General features: G+C 39.8%; 18 protein-coding genes. 16 read left to right on the top strand and 2 right to left on the bottom strand.

The window, feature by feature from the left end; translation table 11 throughout:
* The first annotated feature begins 102 nt into the window (after positions 1-102).
* The 6 genes from SFC47_RS23100 (at position 103) to rpsI (ending at position 4,434) form a co-directional block, all read left to right on the top strand.
* The gene (locus SFC47_RS23100; protein WP_411256923.1) at positions 103-942 is read left to right on the top strand and encodes an energy-coupling factor ABC transporter ATP-binding protein; all 840 of its coding nucleotides are present in this window, start codon (positions 103-105) and stop codon (positions 940-942) included.
* The gene (locus SFC47_RS23095; protein WP_411256922.1) at positions 918-1,784 is read left to right on the top strand and encodes an energy-coupling factor ABC transporter ATP-binding protein; all 867 of its coding nucleotides are present in this window, start codon (positions 918-920) and stop codon (positions 1,782-1,784) included. The genes SFC47_RS23100 and SFC47_RS23095 overlap by 25 nt, the downstream gene beginning before the upstream one ends.
* Positions 1,781-2,578 (top strand): energy-coupling factor transporter transmembrane component T family protein, encoded by a 798-nt coding sequence (locus SFC47_RS23090; RefSeq protein ID WP_411256921.1) that lies wholly within the window; start codon positions 1,781-1,783, stop codon positions 2,576-2,578. Before SFC47_RS23095 ends, SFC47_RS23090 begins: the two co-directional genes overlap by 4 nt.
* Positions 2,579-2,590: 12 nt before the next feature.
* The gene (gene truA, locus SFC47_RS23085; RefSeq protein WP_411256920.1) at positions 2,591-3,328 is read left to right on the top strand and encodes a tRNA pseudouridine(38-40) synthase TruA; all 738 of its coding nucleotides are present in this window, start codon (positions 2,591-2,593) and stop codon (positions 3,326-3,328) included.
* A 254-nt stretch (positions 3,329-3,582) separates the two neighbouring features.
* Positions 3,583-4,020 carry a 50S ribosomal protein L13 gene (rplM, locus tag SFC47_RS23080; RefSeq protein WP_192654890.1) on the top strand — a complete coding sequence of 146 codons (438 nt, stop codon included), beginning with the start codon at positions 3,583-3,585 and terminating at the stop codon, positions 4,018-4,020.
* Positions 4,021-4,041: 21 nt separating this feature from the next.
* Positions 4,042-4,434 carry a 30S ribosomal protein S9 gene (gene rpsI, locus SFC47_RS23075; protein ID WP_411256919.1) on the top strand — a complete coding sequence of 131 codons (393 nt, stop codon included), beginning with the start codon at positions 4,042-4,044 and terminating at the stop codon, positions 4,432-4,434.
* A gap of 105 nt (positions 4,435-4,539) precedes the next feature.
* Here the strand turns inward: rpsI and SFC47_RS23070 are convergent, their stop codons facing one another.
* Together SFC47_RS23070 and SFC47_RS23065 are read right to left on the bottom strand one after the other, a co-directional pair.
* Complete coding sequence (locus tag SFC47_RS23070; RefSeq protein WP_411256918.1) at positions 4,540-5,691, bottom strand: site-specific integrase; 1,152 nt, start codon at positions 5,689-5,691, stop codon at positions 4,540-4,542.
* A gap of 39 nt (positions 5,692-5,730) precedes the next feature.
* Positions 5,731-6,669, bottom strand: coding sequence for a hypothetical protein (locus tag SFC47_RS23065; RefSeq protein WP_411256917.1), 939 nt, complete (start codon positions 6,667-6,669; stop codon positions 5,731-5,733).
* A gap of 126 nt (positions 6,670-6,795) precedes the next feature.
* On the opposite strand from SFC47_RS23065, the gene SFC47_RS23060 reads away from it, so the two are divergent.
* The 10 genes from SFC47_RS23060 to SFC47_RS23015 all read left to right on the top strand — a co-directional run bounded on the left by SFC47_RS23060 (position 6,796) and on the right by SFC47_RS23015 (position 19,975).
* A complete protein-coding gene (locus tag SFC47_RS23060) occupies positions 6,796-6,984 on the top strand; it encodes a hypothetical protein (protein WP_411256916.1) in 189 nt (62 codons plus the stop codon).
* 29 nt (positions 6,985-7,013) lie between these two features.
* A complete protein-coding gene (locus SFC47_RS23055; protein ID WP_411256915.1) occupies positions 7,014-7,259 on the top strand; it encodes a helix-turn-helix domain-containing protein in 246 nt (81 codons plus the stop codon).
* Positions 7,260-7,355: 96 nt separating this feature from the next.
* Complete coding sequence (locus SFC47_RS23050; protein ID WP_411256914.1) at positions 7,356-8,114, top strand: DnaD domain protein; 759 nt, start codon at positions 7,356-7,358, stop codon at positions 8,112-8,114.
* Positions 8,011-8,868, top strand: coding sequence for an ATP-binding protein (locus SFC47_RS23045; protein WP_411256913.1), 858 nt, complete (start codon positions 8,011-8,013; stop codon positions 8,866-8,868). Before SFC47_RS23050 ends, SFC47_RS23045 begins: the two co-directional genes overlap by 104 nt.
* Before the next feature lie 42 nt (positions 8,869-8,910).
* Positions 8,911-9,318: a terminase small subunit gene (locus SFC47_RS23040; protein ID WP_411256912.1), complete on the top strand. Its 408-nt coding sequence runs from the start codon at positions 8,911-8,913 to the stop codon at positions 9,316-9,318.
* Between the two features lie 305 nt (positions 9,319-9,623).
* Positions 9,624-12,338 carry a DUF499 family protein gene (locus tag SFC47_RS23035; protein ID WP_411256911.1) on the top strand — a complete coding sequence of 905 codons (2,715 nt, stop codon included), beginning with the start codon at positions 9,624-9,626 and terminating at the stop codon, positions 12,336-12,338.
* Positions 12,339-12,340: 2 nt separating this feature from the next.
* Positions 12,341-13,324, top strand: a complete 984-nt coding sequence (locus tag SFC47_RS23030) for a hypothetical protein (RefSeq protein WP_411256910.1) — start codon at positions 12,341-12,343, stop codon at positions 13,322-13,324.
* Positions 13,325-13,337: 13 nt separating this feature from the next.
* Positions 13,338-16,685, top strand: a complete 3,348-nt coding sequence (locus SFC47_RS23025) for a DUF1156 domain-containing protein (protein ID WP_411256909.1) — start codon at positions 13,338-13,340, stop codon at positions 16,683-16,685.
* Between the two features lie 20 nt (positions 16,686-16,705).
* The gene (locus SFC47_RS23020) at positions 16,706-17,209 is read left to right on the top strand and encodes a hypothetical protein (protein ID WP_411256908.1); all 504 of its coding nucleotides are present in this window, start codon (positions 16,706-16,708) and stop codon (positions 17,207-17,209) included.
* A gap of 12 nt (positions 17,210-17,221) precedes the next feature.
* Positions 17,222-19,975, top strand: a complete 2,754-nt coding sequence (locus SFC47_RS23015) for a DEAD/DEAH box helicase (RefSeq protein WP_411256907.1) — start codon at positions 17,222-17,224, stop codon at positions 19,973-19,975.
* Positions 19,976-20,296 lie beyond the last annotated feature (321 nt).

Raw genomic sequence — 20,296 nt, 5'->3', positions numbered from 1 at the left:
TTAATTCGCTAGCTGCCCTGGGGTGAGGTGCAGGCTTTTTTTGTATTTACAAGCTTAGCCTTAGCAATGTTAGTATAGATGAGACGAGAGGAGTGGATTGGGATGAGAAAGACTGTAGTAGCGTTAAAGAATGTTTCTTTTCAATATGAAAATCAAAACAGCTACGCGCTTAAGGATATAAGCTTTGACATATTTGAAGGAGAATGGTTAGCAATTGTTGGTCATAATGGTTCAGGGAAATCTACGACGGCAAAGCTATTGAATGGATTACAATTCCCTCAAGAGGGGATGATTTCGGTCTGTGGGATTGAATTAAATGAAGAATCCATTTGGGACATTAGAAAGAAACTAGGGATGGTTTTTCAGAACCCTGATAATCAGTTTGTGGGTACGACTGTTCAGGATGATGTGGCTTTTGGTTTAGAAAACCATGGAATCCCAAGGGATGATATGATCTTTAGAGTAGAGGACTCGTTAAAAAAGGTTAAAATGGATCAATTTCTTAATCAAGAGCCGCACCATCTGTCTGGAGGACAAAAGCAGCGTGTTGCAATTGCTAGTGTGCTTGCTTTGCGGCCATCAATCATTATACTAGACGAAGCCACTTCAATGCTCGATCCGAAAGGACGAGGTGAAGTTTTAGAGACTGTACGTACATTGAAGAATGAGCAGTCTCTTACTGTCATCTCCATCACTCATGATTTAGAAGAAGCAGCAAAAGCCGATAGAATTATTGTGATGAACCAAGGGGAGGTTTACCGTGAGGGTACGCCTGAGGAAATATTCTCAATGGATGATGAATTGGTTCATTTAGGTCTTGATATACCTTTTTCAATTAAAATGAGTAATGCTTTTCGTCAAAGAGGAATTGATTTATCAAAGCACTATTTATCGGAAGAAGAGTTGGTGAATGAGCTATGGACATTTCGCTCCAAAATATAGAGTATCGTTATCAAGCAAACACGCCTTTTGAACGTTTGGCTATTAAAGATGTGTCTATTAACATCCCAACAGGAACATACATGGCGTTAATAGGTCATACGGGTTCGGGGAAATCTACTGTATTACAGCATTTAAATGCGCTTCTTTTACCTACAGAGGGCTCTGTAATCATTGGCACCCATGAAATTAAAGCAAAGCAAAAAAATAAGAATTTAAGACAGATCAGACAAAAGGTAGGAATTGTTTTTCAGTTTCCTGAGCACCAGCTATTTGAGGAAACTGTCGAAAAGGATATTATTTTCGGACCTATGAATTTCGGTATTTCTGAAAATGTTGCCAAAGAGAGGGCAAGGCTTGCTTTAAAGCAAGTAGGACTAGGTGAGGAAATTTTAGTAAAATCACCATTTGATTTATCAGGCGGACAAATGCGCCGTGTTGCCATTGCTGGAGTTTTAGCAATGGAACCTGATTGTCTTGTTTTAGATGAGCCTACAGCAGGTCTAGATCCTCGAGGACGAAAAGAAATTATGGATATGTTCTACTCACTCCACAAACAAAGAAATTTGTCTACCATATTAGTAACGCATAGTATGGAGGATGCAGCAAGATACGCTGATCAAATTGTGATTATGCAAGAAGGACAAGTTGTAAAACAAGGAACACCTGTTGAAATATTCTCCTCCGTTACTGAACTGCTAGAAATGGGATTAGATGTACCGGAAGTAGTGCGTTTTCAACGAAGTCTAGAAGAAAAGCTGGGGCTCGAGTTAGAGAAAACTTACCTTTCCATTGAGGAGTTATCAACGGCAGTTGCCAGAGTGTTAAGAGGTGCACCGGTATGATGGAAAAAATGATCATTGGGAGATATGTTCCCGCAGATAGTTTGGTTCATCGCCTGGATCCTAGGTCTAAGCTCATTATTGTTTTCTTATTTGTATGTATTATCTTCCTTGCAAATAATTTCTTAACTTATGTTCTTATTGGAATTTATACTTTTTTAATGCTTGCTCTATCTCGTATTCCTATCCGGTTCCTATATGCAGGTTTAAAACCTGTACTCTGGTTAGTACTATTTACGTTGCTGCTCCAGGTTTTTTTCACAAAAGAAGGCACTCTCTTATATGAGCTGGGTCCGATTAAGATATATGAGGAAGGTGTCAGACAGGGTATCTTTATTTCAATGAGGTTTTTCTTCTTAATATTAATGACCAGTCTGCTCACCCTAACAACAACACCTATCGAAATAACCGATGGGTTAGAAACGCTATTACACCCATTAAAAAAGGTCCGGTTCCCTGTACATGAAATGGCCTTAATGATGTCGATTTCCCTGCGTTTTATACCCACATTGATGCAGGAAACGGATAAAATTATGAAAGCTCAAATTGCACGCGGAGTGGAGTTTTCAAGCGGACCTGTTAAAGAAAGAATCAAAGCAGTTATTCCTTTACTTATTCCCCTATTCGTTAGTTCTTTTAAGCGTGCTGAGGAGCTTGCGATTGCGATGGAAGCGAGAGGCTACCGCGGCGGCGAGGGCAGGACAAAATATCGTCTCTTAAGCTGGAATAAGTCTGATACACTGCAGCTTTTAATTCTGGTAATCTTAACAATATTATTAATCTTATTTCGATCATAATGGAGCTAAGTGATGATACGCTATAAATGTATTATTTCATATGATGGTTCTGGATTCTCTGGATATCAAGTTCAGCCAAAGAAACGAACCGTACAAAGTGTAATAGAAGCTGTATTAACCAAAATGCATAAGGGCAGCCCTGTCAAAATCTCAGCCTCTGGAAGAACAGATGCCGGGGTCCATGCAAAAGGGCAGGTCATACATTTTGATTCCCATTTGCCGCTTCCTGAAGAAAAATGGGAGCTGGCCTTAAACTCCATGCTGCCTGAGGACATTTCTGTGTTGTCGGTTGAAAGAGCTGACCCTGCCTTTCACGCTCGATTTGATGCAAAGGGGAAGGAATATCGTTATTATTTGGATCTATCACCAAAAAGGGACCCTTTCCAAAGGCATTATGCCTATCATCATCCCTATCCTTTAAATATTGAAGCTATGAGAGAAGCAACTGTATATTTATTAGGAACACATGATTTTTCTAGTTTTTGTTCAGCCCGTACAGAGGTAGAGGATAAGGTCAGAACAATTGAAACCATTGAGATTCTGCAGGACGAATATCGTATAAGCTTCACTTTCATCGGAAATGGGTTTTTATATAATATGGTGAGAATTTTAGTAGGAACACTGTTAGAGGTTGGCACTGGGAACCGGCAGCCAGAGGAGATGGTGGAGATTCTCGGGAAAAAAGACCGCCGCTTTGCTGGAAAAACCGCACCAGGACAAGGTTTGTATCTTTGGCAGGTATTTTATTAAATAAAAGTTTCTTAACAACACAACCTGGTGTAACATTTTCTTGACTTTTAGCTCTAAAGAACTTATTATATTATATGGTTGTGTTTTTAATCCCACGATAAAGCCCCGGAAAGTCTTCATCGTGATTGAAAATATATGAACTTAAAACTTGACGCACAATGGTCTTACCGTTTATTCCCGGAACAGAATGAACGATAACGGCTTATGATGGTGCGAAAAATAATCTTTATGGATTTAATTTAGGAGGGAAATTCATGCGTACAACGTTTATGGCTAACGCCAACAATATCGAGCGTAAATGGTACGTGATTGATGCTGAAGGCAAAACTCTTGGTCGTCTTGCTTCTGAAGTAGCTTCAATCTTACGTGGTAAAAATAAACCAACTTTTACACCACATGTTGACACTGGTGATAATGTTATCATTCTTAACGCTTCTAAAGTTGAATTAACTGGTAAGAAATTAACTGACAAAATCTACTACCGTCACACTATGCACCCAGGTGGTTTAAAGACTAGAACTGCTCTTGAAATGCGTACAAACTATGCTGAGAAAATGATCGAGCTTGCTGTTAAAGGTATGCTTCCAAAGAATTCTCTTGGCCGTCAACAGTTCAAAAAATTACACGTATATGCTGGCGCAGAACATCCGCACCAAGCACAAAAACCTGAAGTTTACGAACTTCGCGGTTAATAAAGAGGGAGGGAAAAAACTATGGCACAAGTTCAATATATTGGTACTGGTCGTCGTAAGAGCTCTGTCGCACGCGTGCGCTTAGTTCCAGGTACAGGTAAAATCACAATTAACGGACGTGACATCGAAGAATATATCCCATTTGCAGCTTTACGTATGGTTGTTAACCAACCATTAGTAGCTACTGAAACAACAGGCAGCTACGATGTTCTTGTAAACGTAAGCGGCGGTGGATACACTGGTCAAGCTGGCGCAATCCGCCACGGTATTGCTCGCGCATTACTTCAAGCTGACCCTGAATTCCGTCCAACATTAAAGCGTGCAGGTCTATTAACTCGTGACCCACGTATGAAAGAACGTAAGAAATACGGACTTAAAGGCGCTCGTCGTGCACCTCAGTTCTCAAAGCGTTAATTATCAGCACTTCAAAGGCTCTCAACCATTTTGGTTGGGGGTCTTTTTTGTGCCAGAAAAGGGTTTGTGACCACATTTTGACCACTAAAATTTTTTGACCACAAATCATAGCTCGATATACCGTTGGAACTTTGTAGCTGTCTGTTCTTTTAGAGTATTTGTGACGTGTGTATAAATGTTCATCGTCATCTTAACGTCAGTATGACCTAATCGTTCCTGAACTTCTTTTATACTTGCACCCGCTTCGAATAAAAGTGAAGCATGAGTATGACGTAACCCATGAATTGTTATGGGATGTAGATTGTGTTTTTTAATAACTATATTCAGCTTTTCATTTGGATAAGCCAAGCGAATTGGAGTGCCATCTTCACGAGTAAATGCTATGTTTCCATTATCAATGGTATTCTTGATAGCCATGTTCGCTTCCCTTTGCCTTATACGCCACTTCTTAAGTAAAGATAGGGTTTTAGGGTCTAGGCTAATTAATCGTTTTGATTCCTTAGTTTTTGGAGTTTGTATGATAAACTTCCCTTTGTTATAAAATAGTGTCTTCCATAAGCGTAAGGACCCAGCCTCAAAGTCAATATCTTCCCATGTTAGTGCTAATAGTTCACCCTTACGAGCCCCTGTATAAATAAGAAGGTGAAATAGAACATAATCGCGGTAAGATAATTCATTTTTTGTTAATTCTAAGAAATGTTTTATCTCTTCCTTCGTCCAATAGTTACGCTTATCCACCTCTGAATGCTCACTAAGTAGCTCATTTGGCTGTTTTGGAATACTTACATGTTCCATTGGGTTCTTTGTAATTAAGTCCATTTTAAGGGCGTATTTAAATACTTGGTTTGCTTGAATCTTGATGTCGTTAACAGAAGCGATGTTTGTTGCAATTTCATTTATCATTCTTTGACAATATGCTTTTGTTATGTCTTTAATTTTTAATTTCCCAAAGCGTGGCAGGATATGTGATTTAAATTTGGATTCTATTGTTGCTATGGTACTCGTTTTAATGGTTTGGGAGTGGTTTGTAAACCATTCTTCAAATATATCTTGATAAGTAAAGTTATTATTGTTAATCAATAAGCCATTTACTAATTCCTGTTCTAGCTTGGCTGCCGCGGTTTGTGCCTCCTTCTTAGTTTTAAACCCTCTACGAGTGGTTGTTTGCCTTTTCCCTGTTTGTGGGTTAATACCAGTATCCATCTTAAATAACCATAATTGACCTTGCTTTGTTGAGTATTTTTGAAATGATGCCATAATTCCACCTCATTATTAGTTTAGATTATTGCATAATAATTACATGTTACTTTGATTCCGAAAATCTCGGTAAAATTGTTCTTTAATTTCTATAGTGGTTAAATGTTTTATTTTTGTGGTGATTTCGTTAACCATTTTTTCAATGATATTTTTACTAGTAGAAGGATTCTCATTACAAAGATCATCTAATGCTTTCATTTTATTTCTTCTATCATTTGACCTTACAGCATCATTGCACTGTATAGAGCAATAAGTTCGATCGGACCGAGTAGGTCTAAAGTAAGCTTTACAGGATGATCTTGAACAAATTTGTAATCCTGCTCCTTTAACTAAGCCTTCAGCTGTTATTGTATAAATTAAACCGTAGAGGGAATTAGCGAAGGTCCCCATTTCAAAACCGCTGTAGTCATCGTTAGAAGTTATCCTAGTTTGGTTGTAAAGAATAATACAATCCAGATTTGCTGCTATTTTGGTATGTATCTTATTCTTTTCAGCGGTGGTTATAGTATCCAGATTCTTTATATACTTATGCCATATATCGAGATAGCCTATTAAATCATGATAATGTTTAATAGCTTTCTGGATAAGGAATAATGGCTCCCGTTTTCTGCCTCGCTTCGATCGGAATAAATCTATGAATTGTAGCCCCTTACGTTCTTCAAATGATACTTGTTCGAAATATTTCACTTTATCCAGACCTAAAAGCCCCCAAGTTTTTACAAATGATAATACATCCTTAGCGCTAGATGGATTTAAATTTGCCATTGCTACATGAGCAGAATCTAATTGGTTTTCCATTCTTGTGCGTGGAGTCTTACTAATACCCTTATAACTTAATGGCTCATAATAGTGGACCTCGGTTAATGTGTTTTTTGAACTCTGCTCTTCAATAAATGTTATCCCGTCCTCGTCAACAAAATCATAATCAAAATGTGGCTTTCTAAATAATTGTTCTTGGTTGTTAATAATAAAACCCAAAATTCACCCTCCTAAAATCACTATTTAGTCACGAGGAAAACGTGACTAGTTGTTGTTAAACTTAAGTTACAACATTGAGAACAACAAATCAAGTAGCAATGTAGTTTTTTAATTAAAGGAGGAAGCATGTTGAAGAGAACTGAAAACATGGAAATTCGTAATCTTATTAAAACGATAGGATATGCACAGTGGGAAGTAGGAGAATTATTAGGATTTGGAGAGAGTCCGTTTTCCAGACTGCTTCGAAAAGAATTGAAGCCTGAGCAAAAGAACTTATTGATAAAAAGAATTAATGAAATTGGGGTGCGAAAATGATCCTATCATTAGAACTGCCTAAAGGTTTTTTGTTGATAAGTCGGGAGGAATTAAAGGAAACCATGATTGAAGTCATGGAACAATATCAACATGAATTTTTGGAAGATGAAATATGGACTATTAAGGAGACTGCTGGATTTTTAAAAGTCAGTGTACCGACAGTGCGTTCCATGATAGTGAATAAAGAAATTCCGTACTTTCAAAAAGGGCAAATAATTCGGTTGAATCGTTCACAGGTAGTGGAATGGATGAAAACCAATCAAAACGTTAAATGAATATGGCTGCAATTATGAAGATTATTTCTTATAAGGAGTGAGATAGCTATTGACCAGTATTATATCGGTGATCCCTCAATATTTAAGGACAAAAGAATGAGTTATAAAGAAAAGTTGGTATATACAGCATTATGCTCATTTAGAAACTATGAAACAAATGCTTGCTATCCTTCTTTGCCGAAACTAACCGAAATGACAAGAATCTCAAAAAAAAGCGTTATTGCAGCTATTGACAACCTTAGTGCAGCTGGATATATAGAAAAAACAGCTAGGAAGAAAAAGGATGGCGGTAATACCTCCAACCTTTATTTATTAGTCAAATTTATAGCCACATCTTGTATAGAAGAAATACAAGGGGGTGTGAATATTACTACCAAGGATAGTGTAGATGAGAAACCAAGGGGTGTGAAGGAGAGCGCCCCTAACAATAATACCTCTAATAATAATAATTTAATAAGTAGTGGTAGTTTCAGTTCTGATGATAAAAAGGTGATACTCAGTTTTTATTCGCAAAATTTTGGACCCCTTACTCCGTATATTAAGGAGCAATTGGAACAATGGTTGGATAATGTAGGACAGGATCTGGTAATAGCAGCAATGAAACGTGCTCTTGTTAATCAGAAGCCCTGGAACTACGCAGAAGGTATTATGAGAAATTGGTTAGGTAACAATTTGCTTACTTTAGACAAAATAGAAACAGCAGAAAAACAGTTTCAATTGAAAAGACAAAATAAGAATGGGGATAAACAACATGAAAAAAGTAACAGAAATAGTATTGCAAGATCAGGAGAATTTGATAACTATAAACAGCGACTTGAGCAGACAAAAAAAAATAAACCGCATTTCATTAAATAAGTGCTCAAAATGTAATGATACAGGTTGGATTTTATATTCTAAAGAAGTGAATGGAAGGGGCTATCAATTTGGTCGAGAATGTGAATGTGTACCTACTCTGAGATTAGAACAGCGTTATAAAAATGCAATGATACCTATAGAATTTACAGAGTGTAGATTTGATAATTACGAAAGAAGAGCGGGAATACAGAATAAAATGTTTACGAACATGAACCAATATATAAAAGAATTTAATAAATTAGATGGCAACTGTAATAGCTTTGGTTTTATAGCTACTTTTGGTGAACAACAATTAAAGGAATTATCACACACTGACCGTTCTGAAGCGTTATCCAACCATAATTCATATGGATTGGGAAAGACACATTTACAAGCCGCGGCAGCTACAGTTCTTATGAATAAAGGTTATAGTGTATGGATGGTCAGTGATACGACTTTAATGAACACTCTCGCTAAAGCAAAAGCACTGAATGATAATGGTGAAACTTTTAATCGTGAATTTAGTAAGGCAATCCAGGTCGATTTCCTTATTTGGGATGATTTGGGTAAAACTAAATACTCTGAGACCAAAGAAGAATTGTATTACAACATAATAAACGAACGATATAAGGCAAAAAAACCAATTATATTTAGTAGTAATGAAGATTCCAATACTTTACGAAGCAAGATTGGTTTTGCGGCGGGTAGTCGATTATTAGGAATGAGTAAGCGATTTTTAATCGAATGCGAAGGAGATGATTATCGAATCAAATAAAATATTTGGATTTTATGAGAATGGAATGGGGTGTGTTAAATAGTGGATTCTACCATGGTCCTAAGCGACAAGCAGAAAAAATTCGTAGAAATATACTTTGAGCTTAACAACGGCACAAAAGCGGCTATAATGGCTGGATATGGGGAAAAGGGTGCCCATGCGGAAGCTTCCAGGCAGTTGAAAAATGTTAAAGTTAGGGGATATTTGGAAGAACTTCAAAAGGAACGTCGGGTGCGCATTCAGAACCGCCTTGCAACGATTGCAGAGAAAGCAGTAGAAATGTTGTTTGATCTTGCAGTGAATGGTGAATCCGAAAATGTACGTTTAAGTGCCATCAAGGATATTCTTGATCGCAGCGGTTATAAGGCAACTGATAAAATAGAACAAAAGAATGAACATAGTGGAAAAATAACTTTTGGATTCATAGACCCTGCTGCGGTAGATTCTTGAATTTTTGTTATAACGATATAAAGAGGAGGGAATAACAGTCATAATTATTGTTATTCTCTCTATTTTTTTAGCAATAATTATTGTAGCTAAAGTCCTATGCCGTGATACAATTATAGTTGGAAAATAAAAGGGAGAAACGATATAGCGTTCCACAACCTTAGTTTGATAAATGGGGAATAGGATATGCAAATATATCCCCTGCTATTCAGGGATTTGCGATTAAATTGTGTAATTATTAAGTAAAATAGCAATAAATATATTTATCAATTTACATTATTTGTATCCACATTATAAGGAGTGATAACATGTTAGGATTGCAGTTGCGCAAAGAGTTTAGAGGAAGGATTCTTAAGGGGACCGCAATTGATTTTAAAGATGAGATACAAAGTAGTCGAATAGAAGAGTTTTTAGATATTACATATCCTTCAAATGACCTACTAAAAATGCTGGAATCCGTCAATCAAGAAGAATCTCGTCCTGTGGTATTGTTAGGAGAACGCGGACAAGGTAAGTCGCACTTACTTACTACATTGTTCCACGCATTTGAGCATCCAGCAGAAGTAAGGCAGTGGCTGGATCGGTGGGCTACACGCCTGGCACGGCCTGAAATCAGAAATATAAATTTGAGAGATGGTATGTTTGTCGTAGCCGAAAGCCTACAGCGTCAAAATTATAAGTACCTATGGGACATCCTACTTGATTATCACCCGCATGGGACATTTATAAGAGGAAAATGGGAAGGACAGGGAGATCGGAAGACAGATGTTCTTGGCTATGATTTAGTCGTGGAAATGCTTGAAAAACAGCCCACTGCTATAATATTTGATGAGTTCCAGACATGGTACGACTCTTTAACAAATACAAAACAATTCCCGTGGCGGCAATGGGCTTTTAATTTTATTCAAATTCTATCCGAAATCGCAAAAGATCGCCCTGACTTGCTTGTGTTGGTAGTTTCTGTACGTAATGGACAAACAGATGCCTACCAGCAAATTCATCGTGTGAATCCTACTTTAATCGATTTTAAAGGTCATTACGTGAAACGAGACCGGAAACGACTATTATTACACCGGTTGTTTGAAAATAGGATGCACATTAGTGAGCAAGATGTTATTCAGCTAATTAATGTACATATGAAGGAGTTCTTCCGTTTACAACAGATACCGGAGTCAGAGCAGGAAGCAATGACTGAAGACTTTATTGAAACATGGCCATTCAGCCCACAGTTGCTTCATTTGTTGGAAGATCAAATTTTAATTTCCACAGATGCGCAGGAAACACGCGATTTAATTAAAATTCTTGCAAACCTGTTCAAACAACAGGTGGATTCACCATGTATCATTACACCTGCATCATTTTCTATTGAGAATGAACGTGGTGGCATTACAGCTTTAATTGATTCGGTTTCAAATGAATATCACAAAGAGCTACGTGACCGTGCACAGCGAAATTTGGAAGCCGTACGGGAAGCTGTCAAGGATAGGGAGCAGATTCCACATGTCGAGCGAATTATTAGCGCTCTTTGGCTGCGCTCTCTTGCAATGGATAAGCTGTCCGGCGCTGAACGTAATACCTTACTGTCTGATATTACTCAAGAAAGATCGCTTGATGGAAACACGTTCCTTCTGGAAATGAACCTCATTGTTAGCAACAGCTTTAACATACATGAAATTGGTGAAAAACTGCTGTTTAAGCAAGAAGAAAACCCACAGGCAAAGCTCCTAGCCTTTGCCCGAAATGATAAGGTATTTAATGACGGTTCTGATAAGGCAAGATTGGCAAAGGAAATTGCCTATGTGCTCAGTGGACCGGGAGAATTAGCAGCGAAATATCGTGTCATTGTACTGCAACGGGATTGGCAGATTGACCCTTGGAAGGACCTTAATGAGACAGAGCATCCAGGCAGATGGGACAACCGTATTCCTGTCGTTGTGGTGCCAGAATATACGGACCGAATGGAGGAAGTTTTAGGAAAGTGGCTCAGTAAGCACATTACCGTGAAAAGAAACACCGTTCGTTTCCTTCTTCCAAAGGTGGGAACATATAATTTATACAGAAATACTGAACTTCTGCTACTAGCACGGGCTGCCTTGAAAGCAGATGAATGGAAGCAAGGGGAACCGGAGTACAGACCATTAGCAAAGCAGTATCAAGACAAGCTACGTGCACAACTGGAGGTGCTGTTTGATCGATTTGCTGTACTGGATGAATGGAATTTCAGCACCCCGGAAGACTGTTTATTTAACATTGAAGCTCATCAAGCAAAAGGCAGTGCAATATTGGATGCGGTTCAGGACGTGGTTCGTAATTCCCTGTTTGAACCGGAAGAATTTCAAGAACTGGTGAGACAGAAAGCTCAAAGAAACGAATCTATAGATAGGTTATTAAGCGAACTTCAGGAGCCGCGTGCTGGGGGAAATCCTTGCATACCGTGGATTGGAGAAGCGGAAATAAAGGACAAACTACTCCGTTTATGCGCCAAAGGCCTAATTGCCATTAATGTACGGGATATGAACACCCTAACACAGTTGGCTGGGGAAACCGAGGAGCAAACATGGAATCGAATTAAAGGGCAACTTGGGACAGGTAACCACTTGAAGGAAACATATCTTTCTCTTCCTTCTCCAGTCCCAACCACCTCACAGGTAGATTCAAAAGGTGGCACACAACCACCTCACCTGCCTATCGGGGGAAATACGCCTACTTGGGGTGGAGAAGGACAAGGGGCAGGAATAACACCTCAACAGCCAGGGAGCGGACAACAAAGTGGAGAAAGCCCGATTCCTACAAATTTATTCGGTGGTGACACTAGAACACCAAGTATAAAAAGTTATAGTGCGCCGGCCACCTCTTCACTAAACCTTATGGGGAAGACAGAAAGCTGGGGAATTAATTCCGGCTCCACCCTTCGCAATGTAATCTTTAAGGTAGACAAGATGACGGGGGCCCAAATTCAGAAGCTATTGCAAAATCTACCAGATGGTTTGACATATGAATTGAACTTGGATAAGGAGGATTAATAATGATTTCGGTAGATACTCTACAAGAAATTATCGCAGCTCCCGACCAGGGTGCTTGGGACCATATCACGAGTTATCTATATAATTTATACTCCGCTCCGTTTGCGGAATCAGTTGTACATGAGATCTTGCACCGGGAAAAGCATATGAGTTATTTGGAAACTTTGTTAGCCGGCTCTAGTTGGAACCTATGGGATAGCTTTGAGAGTATTGTCCCGAAAACAAGTGACCAGCTTATTGAACACTGGAATCAAAAAGCGAATGGTAAGGCAATTTTCATTATTGACGGTTTGTCTCTGCGTGAATTACCTTTCATACTGGAAGGTGCAGCACAGCGGGGGTACCGCATCCATCAATCGCGCATTACAGCTTCTAGTCTACCAAGTGAGACGACTTTTTTTGCCAAGAGCCTGGGATTCCCCCAACGATCCGCACTGGAAAACAACCAAGCAGGCACACGCCACTTATTTCCAAGTGCAAAAACTGATTGTTTGGATTTACCATGGAGCGACTGCATCTCCCGCATTACACCGGACTCAAATTGGGTGCTGTGGCATGCTTGGTTTGACAAGTGGATTCATGAATATAGTGCACCTGGAAAAGGTTTGCGCCAATTGATTACTAAGAGTGAAGTGGAGTTTTCCTCTGATAGTTTTTGGGGGCTAGTCGACAAGCTTGCGCAAGGTAGACAAGTCTACATTACTAGTGACCACGGTTATGCTGCTACCGGTGATTTTTATAATGTAACAGACAAACAAGCTAACTATTTAAAAGAAACCTATAAAAGCCAGCGATATGCAAAGGCGGATTTAAGAAAGGCTGGATGGATGCCTCCTATTGATATTGCGCTTACTTCGGAGCATGGCTCTTATTCATATGTACTTGGCCGACGGAAATGGCGCAGCGGTGGTGGTTATCCAACACTCGCTCATGGAGGTATGTCACTTATGGAGACACTTGTGCCGTTTTTAGAAATATCGAAATAATAAGGAGAAGACTATGGCAAAAGCAAAAACAAAAAAGCAAATTATTGACGAGAGAATAACGAAAGCGGTCGGGGCAGGAAAAGAGGTTAGCTTTGAGACTGTCGATTTTTCTGACCAAAATCGTCCCAAAACTGTGTTGGAAGTAGACTTTCCTATTCTTCCGGTAAACCAGGTAGCTGCTATAGAAGGTAACGCAGGTAAACCTATTTATCAAATGTCGAAATGGTGGGCCCGCCGCCGCTCCAGCGTATTCCGTTCGATGTTATTAGCTGGTGCTATGAAAGCACCAGAAGACCCGATTGAGGCAGCAAAAAGTGTTTGGGATGTTTACTATGCTAATCATCAAAAGAAAGGTACATTCAGCCATTTGAAAGTGGCAGACGTGTTTATGGGTGGTGGTACAACGTTAGTAGAGGGAACCCGTCTTGGCATGCAAATGTATGGAAATGATTTGAACCCTGTTGCTTGGTTAGTTGTAAAAAATGAAATGACTGCTGTGGACATTAGCGAGGTTAAACAAGCTTTTAACCATATCGAACAAGAGCTAAAACCGCAAATCATGCCGTACTATTCATGTAATTGTCCGCGGGGACATAAGGGGAAATGGTTAAAATTCTCTGATACTACCGCTCCATCGAAGCCTTATTACGACGAACCTGCTTTTATTAAGCCTTCAGAGAAACAACTAAAAGACTTTGAACATTCCATTCGCACATTTGAGGGGTGGTCAGCCTGGTATCAACATCATGATTACCATTTTGAGGTTATGCCAGAGGACTTTAATCCATTTATACTCACAGCAGAAGAAAAAGCATATTATCGTTATTGGGGACCAGAGATTATTTATACTTTCTGGGCGAAACATGGTCCTTGTATCTCTTCAGACTGTAATCACAGAACGCCCTTACTCTCGACACCTCAGATTGCTAACAAAGAATTGTCTGTAAAGACATGGACTGATTATCATTGCAAGCATTGTGGGGAATTGTTTGATGTCGAAACGCAGGAAGCAAGAATCGCCCCAGCTGTTCCCTTCGTTGTCGCGGAAAGTGAAAAGCCTTATGCCCTAGTAAACAGGGAACAAAGTTTTGCTTGTCCATCCTGTCATCAAACTACCAGTATTAGGATATTTGAAAATATTAAGCCTAAGAATAAAAAGATTCAACTTTCTTTATTTGTTCACCCAGACTGGATGAAAGGCAGCAACCTTTCAAAAGGGGGAACTGTTACAAGTATTATTGAGGATACAGCACAGTGGAACAAAGATCGTTCCAATACTCTCCGCTATATCGAAGTTAGAGGAACTGTTCCGGAAACAATTACATGCCCAGAGACACGAACGACATTCAGTTCCAATCAGGGCAATATACCAAAGCGCTCAACCTTTACCTGTCAATCTGATACTTGCGGTAGGGAGCAGGATGTTCTAGCTTCAATACGTGAGACAGGAGAAACTGGCCCAGTCTCCATGTATGTACAGCAATGTTACTGCCCGGAGTGTGACCTAAACAATGAGGTTTACGGAGGTCGATTCTTTGCAAAGCCTAATATCGATCAGTTCAATGCAGCAAATATAGAGTGGGATGCAAGAAGTAAGGGGGATTTGCAGTTATACTGGCCTAAAAGTGAATTACCGTATGGGTTTATGACTCATAAACTGAACGGCGGTATCCCGAATCATGGCTTTACTCATTGGTGGAAAATGTTTAATGCAAAGCAACTACTTATTCACACACAGCTTTTAAAGCTAATTGAAGAAATTCCTTCTTCTGTTGATATCAAGGATATGCTTATGGGAATGTTCCAACAATATTTGCGGAATCAGAATATGTTTTGTTTTTGGAATCCCCAACGGGATACACCAGAACCTATGTTTAGTAATAATAATTACCATCCTAAGTCGACGGTTGTAGAAAACAATGTATTTGGAGGAATGGGTAGAGGTAATTTAGTGTCTAGCTTTGAAGCAACAATTAAAGGTCTAGAGTGGGCTGCTAATCCTTTTGAATTGGTTTCTAAAGACTACCTAAGTACACAACAGGAGGAATTAGCAAAAGAGATTTCAGGTAAGAGCCATAAAGTATACCCAAATGATCCAGTAATGCCAGCAAAGAGGATTGATAATGGCTCATCTACTGATCTAGAAAAAATTGATACTGAATCACTTGACTTGGTTATAACAGACCCACCATTTGGTGGATTGCTTCATTACTCCGAATTAGCTGACTTTTTTTACGTTTGGCTGCGTTTAGGATTAAAAGGACGCTATGAGGACAAGTTTTCATCTGAATATACTTTAAAGTCTCTAGAGGCTGTTTCAAATTCTGCTAGACACCCAGAGGACCCAGATGGGTTTTACAGAAGGTTACTAACTCAAGTATGGAAAGAATCCTACAGGATGCTTAAGCCAGGTGGAATCCTTTCTTTCACATTCCATCACAGTGCAGATGAACCTTGGATAGATGTTTTAGAGAGTCTCTTTGAAGCCGGTTTTTACTTGGAAGCAACCTATCCTATCCGCAGTGATGAGACGAAAGGTGAGTCTGGACAGTTTGGTTCAAGAACAATTGAATATGATATTATCCATGTCTGTAGAAAACGAACGGAAGAGCCACAATCTATCAGCTGGGCAAGGCTGCGTAAAAGAATGCTGCGTGATATTCGTCAACTTGAGGAAATTTTGGCAAATCATGTTGCATCCGGCTTGAGTGAATCCGATGCACAGGTTATTCGGAAGGGGAAGGCTTTAGAATACTTCTCAAAGCACTATGGAAAAGTGTACGTAGAGGAGGGACGTCAATTCACAGTTAAAGAAGCTTTAATAGGAATTAACCAAATTATTAATCATGAGAAAGATAGTACTGTTGAACCACCTCCTGTTGAGGCAGAAGTAATGACTGACCTCTTCCTTCGTATTTTTACAAAGACTGTCTCTGTTCCTCGTAACGAAATGCAAAACTACCTACGTGGAACAGGAACTTCAGCCAGTGACTTTGAAGTAAAGAACTGGTGCTATGAGAGTAATAAAACATTTTATATGGTAGATCCTCTTTCATTCTCAAGAGAATGGAAAGGAAAGCAACGTAAGGGGTTGTCGTATGATTTAGATCAAACATTATTTTTTATTGGGGCATGTTTTAAAAATAGCAATATTAATGTACATGATACATTATCGAATCCTAGTTTTAGTTTGCATCCAGCTGTAGTCCCTTTGCTAGGCTGGTTCACTCGAAATGGTGGAACCTCAGAGATTGTCCAGGCTGCAATTACAGCGTTTCAACTGTGTGCTTCTTGGCAATCCAAGAATGTAACAAAACAACAGAAGCAACTTGAGCTATTCGGTATGGACGAGGAGGAGTAACAATGGCTTCGATTATTTCAGTGGACACATGGAAACGTAGTGGAATCTCTCTGCTGTGGGATCCAGCTGAAGTGGGGGAAATTGTGATGTTAGATGATATTGTCAGCATAAGACAGTATATGCATTTATATCAGACCGAATGGCCGGAGGATTTGCCCTCCCTTTACGGAGATGTACTTGTTGTGGCCGGACTCGACACAGTCATGGATTTGTTAGCGCCTGATGACTTAGTGTATTGGTTTGAATCAAAATTGTACCCGTCTCTTTTGTCGTTTCAAAGTATGTACGAAGGGCAGTGTGCGCTCATCTTTTGGTTACCGGATTCACAAAAACGCATCGAATTGAAGACAGACGGTATTTTCTATTGGAAGTGTATCGGTACATATCAAGGAGAGGAAATTCCGTTAAGCACTTGTCTTTGGAATGGTGCGGCAATAAATGCTCAATTGATAACCAAAAATTCAAAAGTGTTCGATGTAAAGGATAAAGGGTGTATAGGAATCTTCCACCGTAGAATCTCGTAGGTAGGTGAGAGAATGGACATTACAATTGGTCAACGTGTCTATCATGAAGAACATGGGGAAGGTGTTATTATCAGCCTCCCCAACAATGGATTTGTACCAGTATTCTTTAGCGCTGGTGAGCGTCGTGTGTCGCTTAATTCATTGTCGTCAGTACTCAGCCGTTCCGAAACGATCATCAGGCAAATACAGTCAGGGGAGGACAGGGCAAAGCGGTCATGGCTAGCTTATCAGGCATATAAACTACCGCTTCTGGACAATGCTGCCGCATTAACATCGGCACGAATTGATCTACTACCGCACCAAGTGGTACTGACCCATCGGATTGCAACTGATTCTCCGCGACGCTTCCTCATTGCTGATGAAGTAGGTTTGGGGAAGACAATAGAAACAGCACTGATTTTACGAGAACTAGCAAGTCGAGGGGAGTTGCAACGCGCGTTGATGATTGTTCCGGCGGGCTTAGTAAACAACTGGCACCGGGAGCTAAATGAAGTTTTTAACTTAGATTTTGAGGTGTTTGGCAGTGAAGGAGACGTAACGGACCGCCGTTCTAATGCCTTCGCCAAGCATAACCGCCTGATTGCTAGTGTAGACACCTTGAAAAGGAAACCACGCCTGAAGAAACTGAAAGAAGCGCCAATCTGGGACTTGGTTGTATTCGATGAAGCACATCATTTAACAGCTTACCGCAGCGGTGGAAAGGTAAAAAAGACGGAGAACTATAAGTTAGCTGAAGTCATGCGGGATATTTCTCGAGATTTGATTTTGCTGTCAGCCACACCACACCAAGGTGATAACTTCCGGTTTTGGATGCTTGTGCAGCTTTTGAACCCAGGATTGTTCCGAAATGTAGATGAGATGCTTATGCACCGGCATAGACTCAATGAAATAGTGTTTCGTCGGACAAAAGCAGATGCCTGCCGACCGGATGGTACTGCCTTGTTTGCCCGAAGATCTGTTCAAACAGAATCCTTTATCATGTCGGATTTAGAGCGGGAGTTTTATGGTGAACTAATTGATTATTTAGCAGACGGGTTTGCACTAGCAAAACGGCAGGGAAACAAAGGACATGCACTCGGATTTGTTATGACTATTTTTCAAAAAATTGCTGCCTCTAGTTTTGCTGCAGTTAGGCGAACACTTCGACGTCGCCTTCTCGCATTGACTGTACAAGAAGGCTTATTACATGACAGTAATCTTGACATTGAGGCTCGAGAACAAACCTTCGCGGAGGCTCGGCAAATGATTCGAGAGGAATATGGGCTAGGGGATGACCGGATGTCAGACATAGAAGTTGACCATATTCTTGCTGAATATAAACGAAAGATAGCTAGGAAAATGGACGAAGAAGAAGCACGGGCAGTTTCGAATGAAGGTGCGAGTGAGACGGACTTAAGTACTGCTGAAGATATGGTAATCGGTTCGGTTGCCATCGCTTTGCCGGAGGAACGATTTCGCATTCTTCGGCTCCTACAAGCCTTCCCATACGGGCAAGAGACCAAGGTGCAAAAATTGTTGCACGCGTTAGGAGTGTTGTGGGGTAACAATCCGAATGAGAAAATAGTCATTTTTGCCACTTATTTAGGTACTGTAGAAATGCTAGCAGAGGAAATAGAAAGGGATTATCCAGGTCAAGGGGTGACGGTGCTAAAAGGTGGTGATCATGGAGCGAAAGTCGCCTCGGAGAAACGCTTCCGGCGTGCAGATGGCCCAAAGGTGCTCATCTCCACTGCAGCTGGTCGTGAAGGGATTAACCTCCAATTTTCGCGAGTCCTATTTAATTTTGACTTACCTTGGAACCCAATGGATGTTGAGCAGCGTATTGGGCGAATTCACCGTTATGGCCAGAAGCATACAGCACAAGTTTATAATCTTGTACTCTCTGATACGATTGAGGGGAAAATCTACTTGCTGTTGGATGAAAAGCTAAAAGAGATTGCTCGAACACTTGGCAAAGTCGATGAGTTTGGGAATGTGGCGGAGGACCTACAGTCCCAAATTCTTGGACAGTTGTCTGAGCGACTAAACTATGAATCACTCTACAAAAATGCTTTAGAAGATCCAGAATTGAAAAGGACTAAGTATGAGCTTGAAGTAGCGCTTTCCAATTCTTTAGAGGCACGGAAAGCAGTTACAGAACTATTCCAAGACCTAGATCGCTTTAGTTTGGATGAGTATGCCCCATTTACAAATGTAGGGTCTGATTTGCAACAGCTTGAGACGTTTTTAGAGGAAGCAGTTCTGCAGGATGGAGGGAAATTTAAGAAGCGAGGAGAAAATCTCCTCGAAATTCAAACATCCGTTTCACCTCCTATGTTATTTACAACCGAAAGAGAAGTTTCCTTGGCTAATGAGCAAATTGATTTATTAGGATTAGACCACCCTTTTATTCAGGATTATCTACAAAAATATCAGAATTTGCCTCCGGCAGAGCTAGGTATTAGCGTGAAGAGTATGGATGGACCAGCAGGTGTGCTCTCTCTATGGCATGTTGAGGTGCAAGGAGAAAAACGGGAAACAAAATCACAGGTCCTGGCCTTATCTACTGATTCCAAGGGAAGTCGAATTCCACAATGGGAGCGTAATCCGAAATCTCTTTTTTTCTTGCCCTCATCACGTATAGATAGTGATTTGGATAATACATACTTACTACATGAAGTTCTCGAACCTATGTTACACCGAGAACTTCTATATCGGGGTATTCTTAGTGAAGAGCAGGATTATAAAGCAGATCTAATTGGATTTATTGAAGTTATTCCATCATGATTATTCAATTCTCCGATTAGAAAATTTTCTGATTTTTAAATTATAAGTTCCAAGGACCTTTAACCAGATTGGTTGAGGGTCTTTTTATTTAAAATTGCTGAATAAGTGAACATCAAAGGATTACAAAGTAGGGTGTTCTACAATGAAAAGATTCATTATTTTTTATTACTCTTGTGCATTTTAGGTATAAAAATAAATGTTTTTAAAAAAATGTTGACGGATATACATATCATTTGTTATATTATTATTTGTTGCTGAGGTGGCGAAGTTAATTTTAATAAATTATTAATCTCTCTTTCGCTAATTAAAGTGATATGTTGT

It is taken from the genome of Neobacillus niacini (genome assembly GCF_046591715.1).
Lineage (GTDB): Bacteria > Bacillota > Bacilli > Bacillales > Cytobacillaceae > Neobacillus > Neobacillus niacini_L.
The sequence above is the reverse complement of the archived record's forward strand: the minus strand, read 5'-3'. Positions and strand labels throughout refer to the sequence as shown.

Bases quoted from the DNA above. Each gene is read 5' to 3' on its own strand.
- SFC47_RS23015 (WP_411256907.1), top strand. From the start codon at position 17,222: ATGGACATTACAATTGGTCAACGTGTCTATCATGAAGAACATGGGGAA.
- SFC47_RS23045 (WP_411256913.1), top strand. From the start codon at position 8,011: ATGAAAAAAGTAACAGAAATAGTATTGCAAGATCAGGAGAATTTGATA.
- SFC47_RS23025 (WP_411256909.1), top strand. From the start codon at position 13,338: ATGGCAAAAGCAAAAACAAAAAAGCAAATTATTGACGAGAGAATAACG.
- rpsI (WP_411256919.1), top strand. From the start codon at position 4,042: ATGGCACAAGTTCAATATATTGGTACTGGTCGTCGTAAGAGCTCTGTC.
- truA (WP_411256920.1), top strand. From the start codon at position 2,591: ATGATACGCTATAAATGTATTATTTCATATGATGGTTCTGGATTCTCT.
- rplM (WP_192654890.1), top strand. From the start codon at position 3,583: ATGCGTACAACGTTTATGGCTAACGCCAACAATATCGAGCGTAAATGG.
- SFC47_RS23060 (WP_411256916.1), top strand. From the start codon at position 6,796: ATGTTGAAGAGAACTGAAAACATGGAAATTCGTAATCTTATTAAAACG.
- SFC47_RS23035 (WP_411256911.1), top strand. From the start codon at position 9,624: ATGTTAGGATTGCAGTTGCGCAAAGAGTTTAGAGGAAGGATTCTTAAG.
- SFC47_RS23050 (WP_411256914.1), top strand. From the start codon at position 7,356: ATGAGTTATAAAGAAAAGTTGGTATATACAGCATTATGCTCATTTAGA.
- SFC47_RS23100 (WP_411256923.1), top strand. From the start codon at position 103: ATGAGAAAGACTGTAGTAGCGTTAAAGAATGTTTCTTTTCAATATGAA.
- SFC47_RS23030 (WP_411256910.1), top strand. From the start codon at position 12,341: ATGATTTCGGTAGATACTCTACAAGAAATTATCGCAGCTCCCGACCAG.
- SFC47_RS23090 (WP_411256921.1), top strand. From the start codon at position 1,781: ATGATGGAAAAAATGATCATTGGGAGATATGTTCCCGCAGATAGTTTG.
- SFC47_RS23095 (WP_411256922.1), top strand. From the start codon at position 918: ATGGACATTTCGCTCCAAAATATAGAGTATCGTTATCAAGCAAACACG.
- SFC47_RS23070 (WP_411256918.1), bottom strand. From the start codon at position 5,691: ATGGCATCATTTCAAAAATACTCAACAAAGCAAGGTCAATTATGGTTA.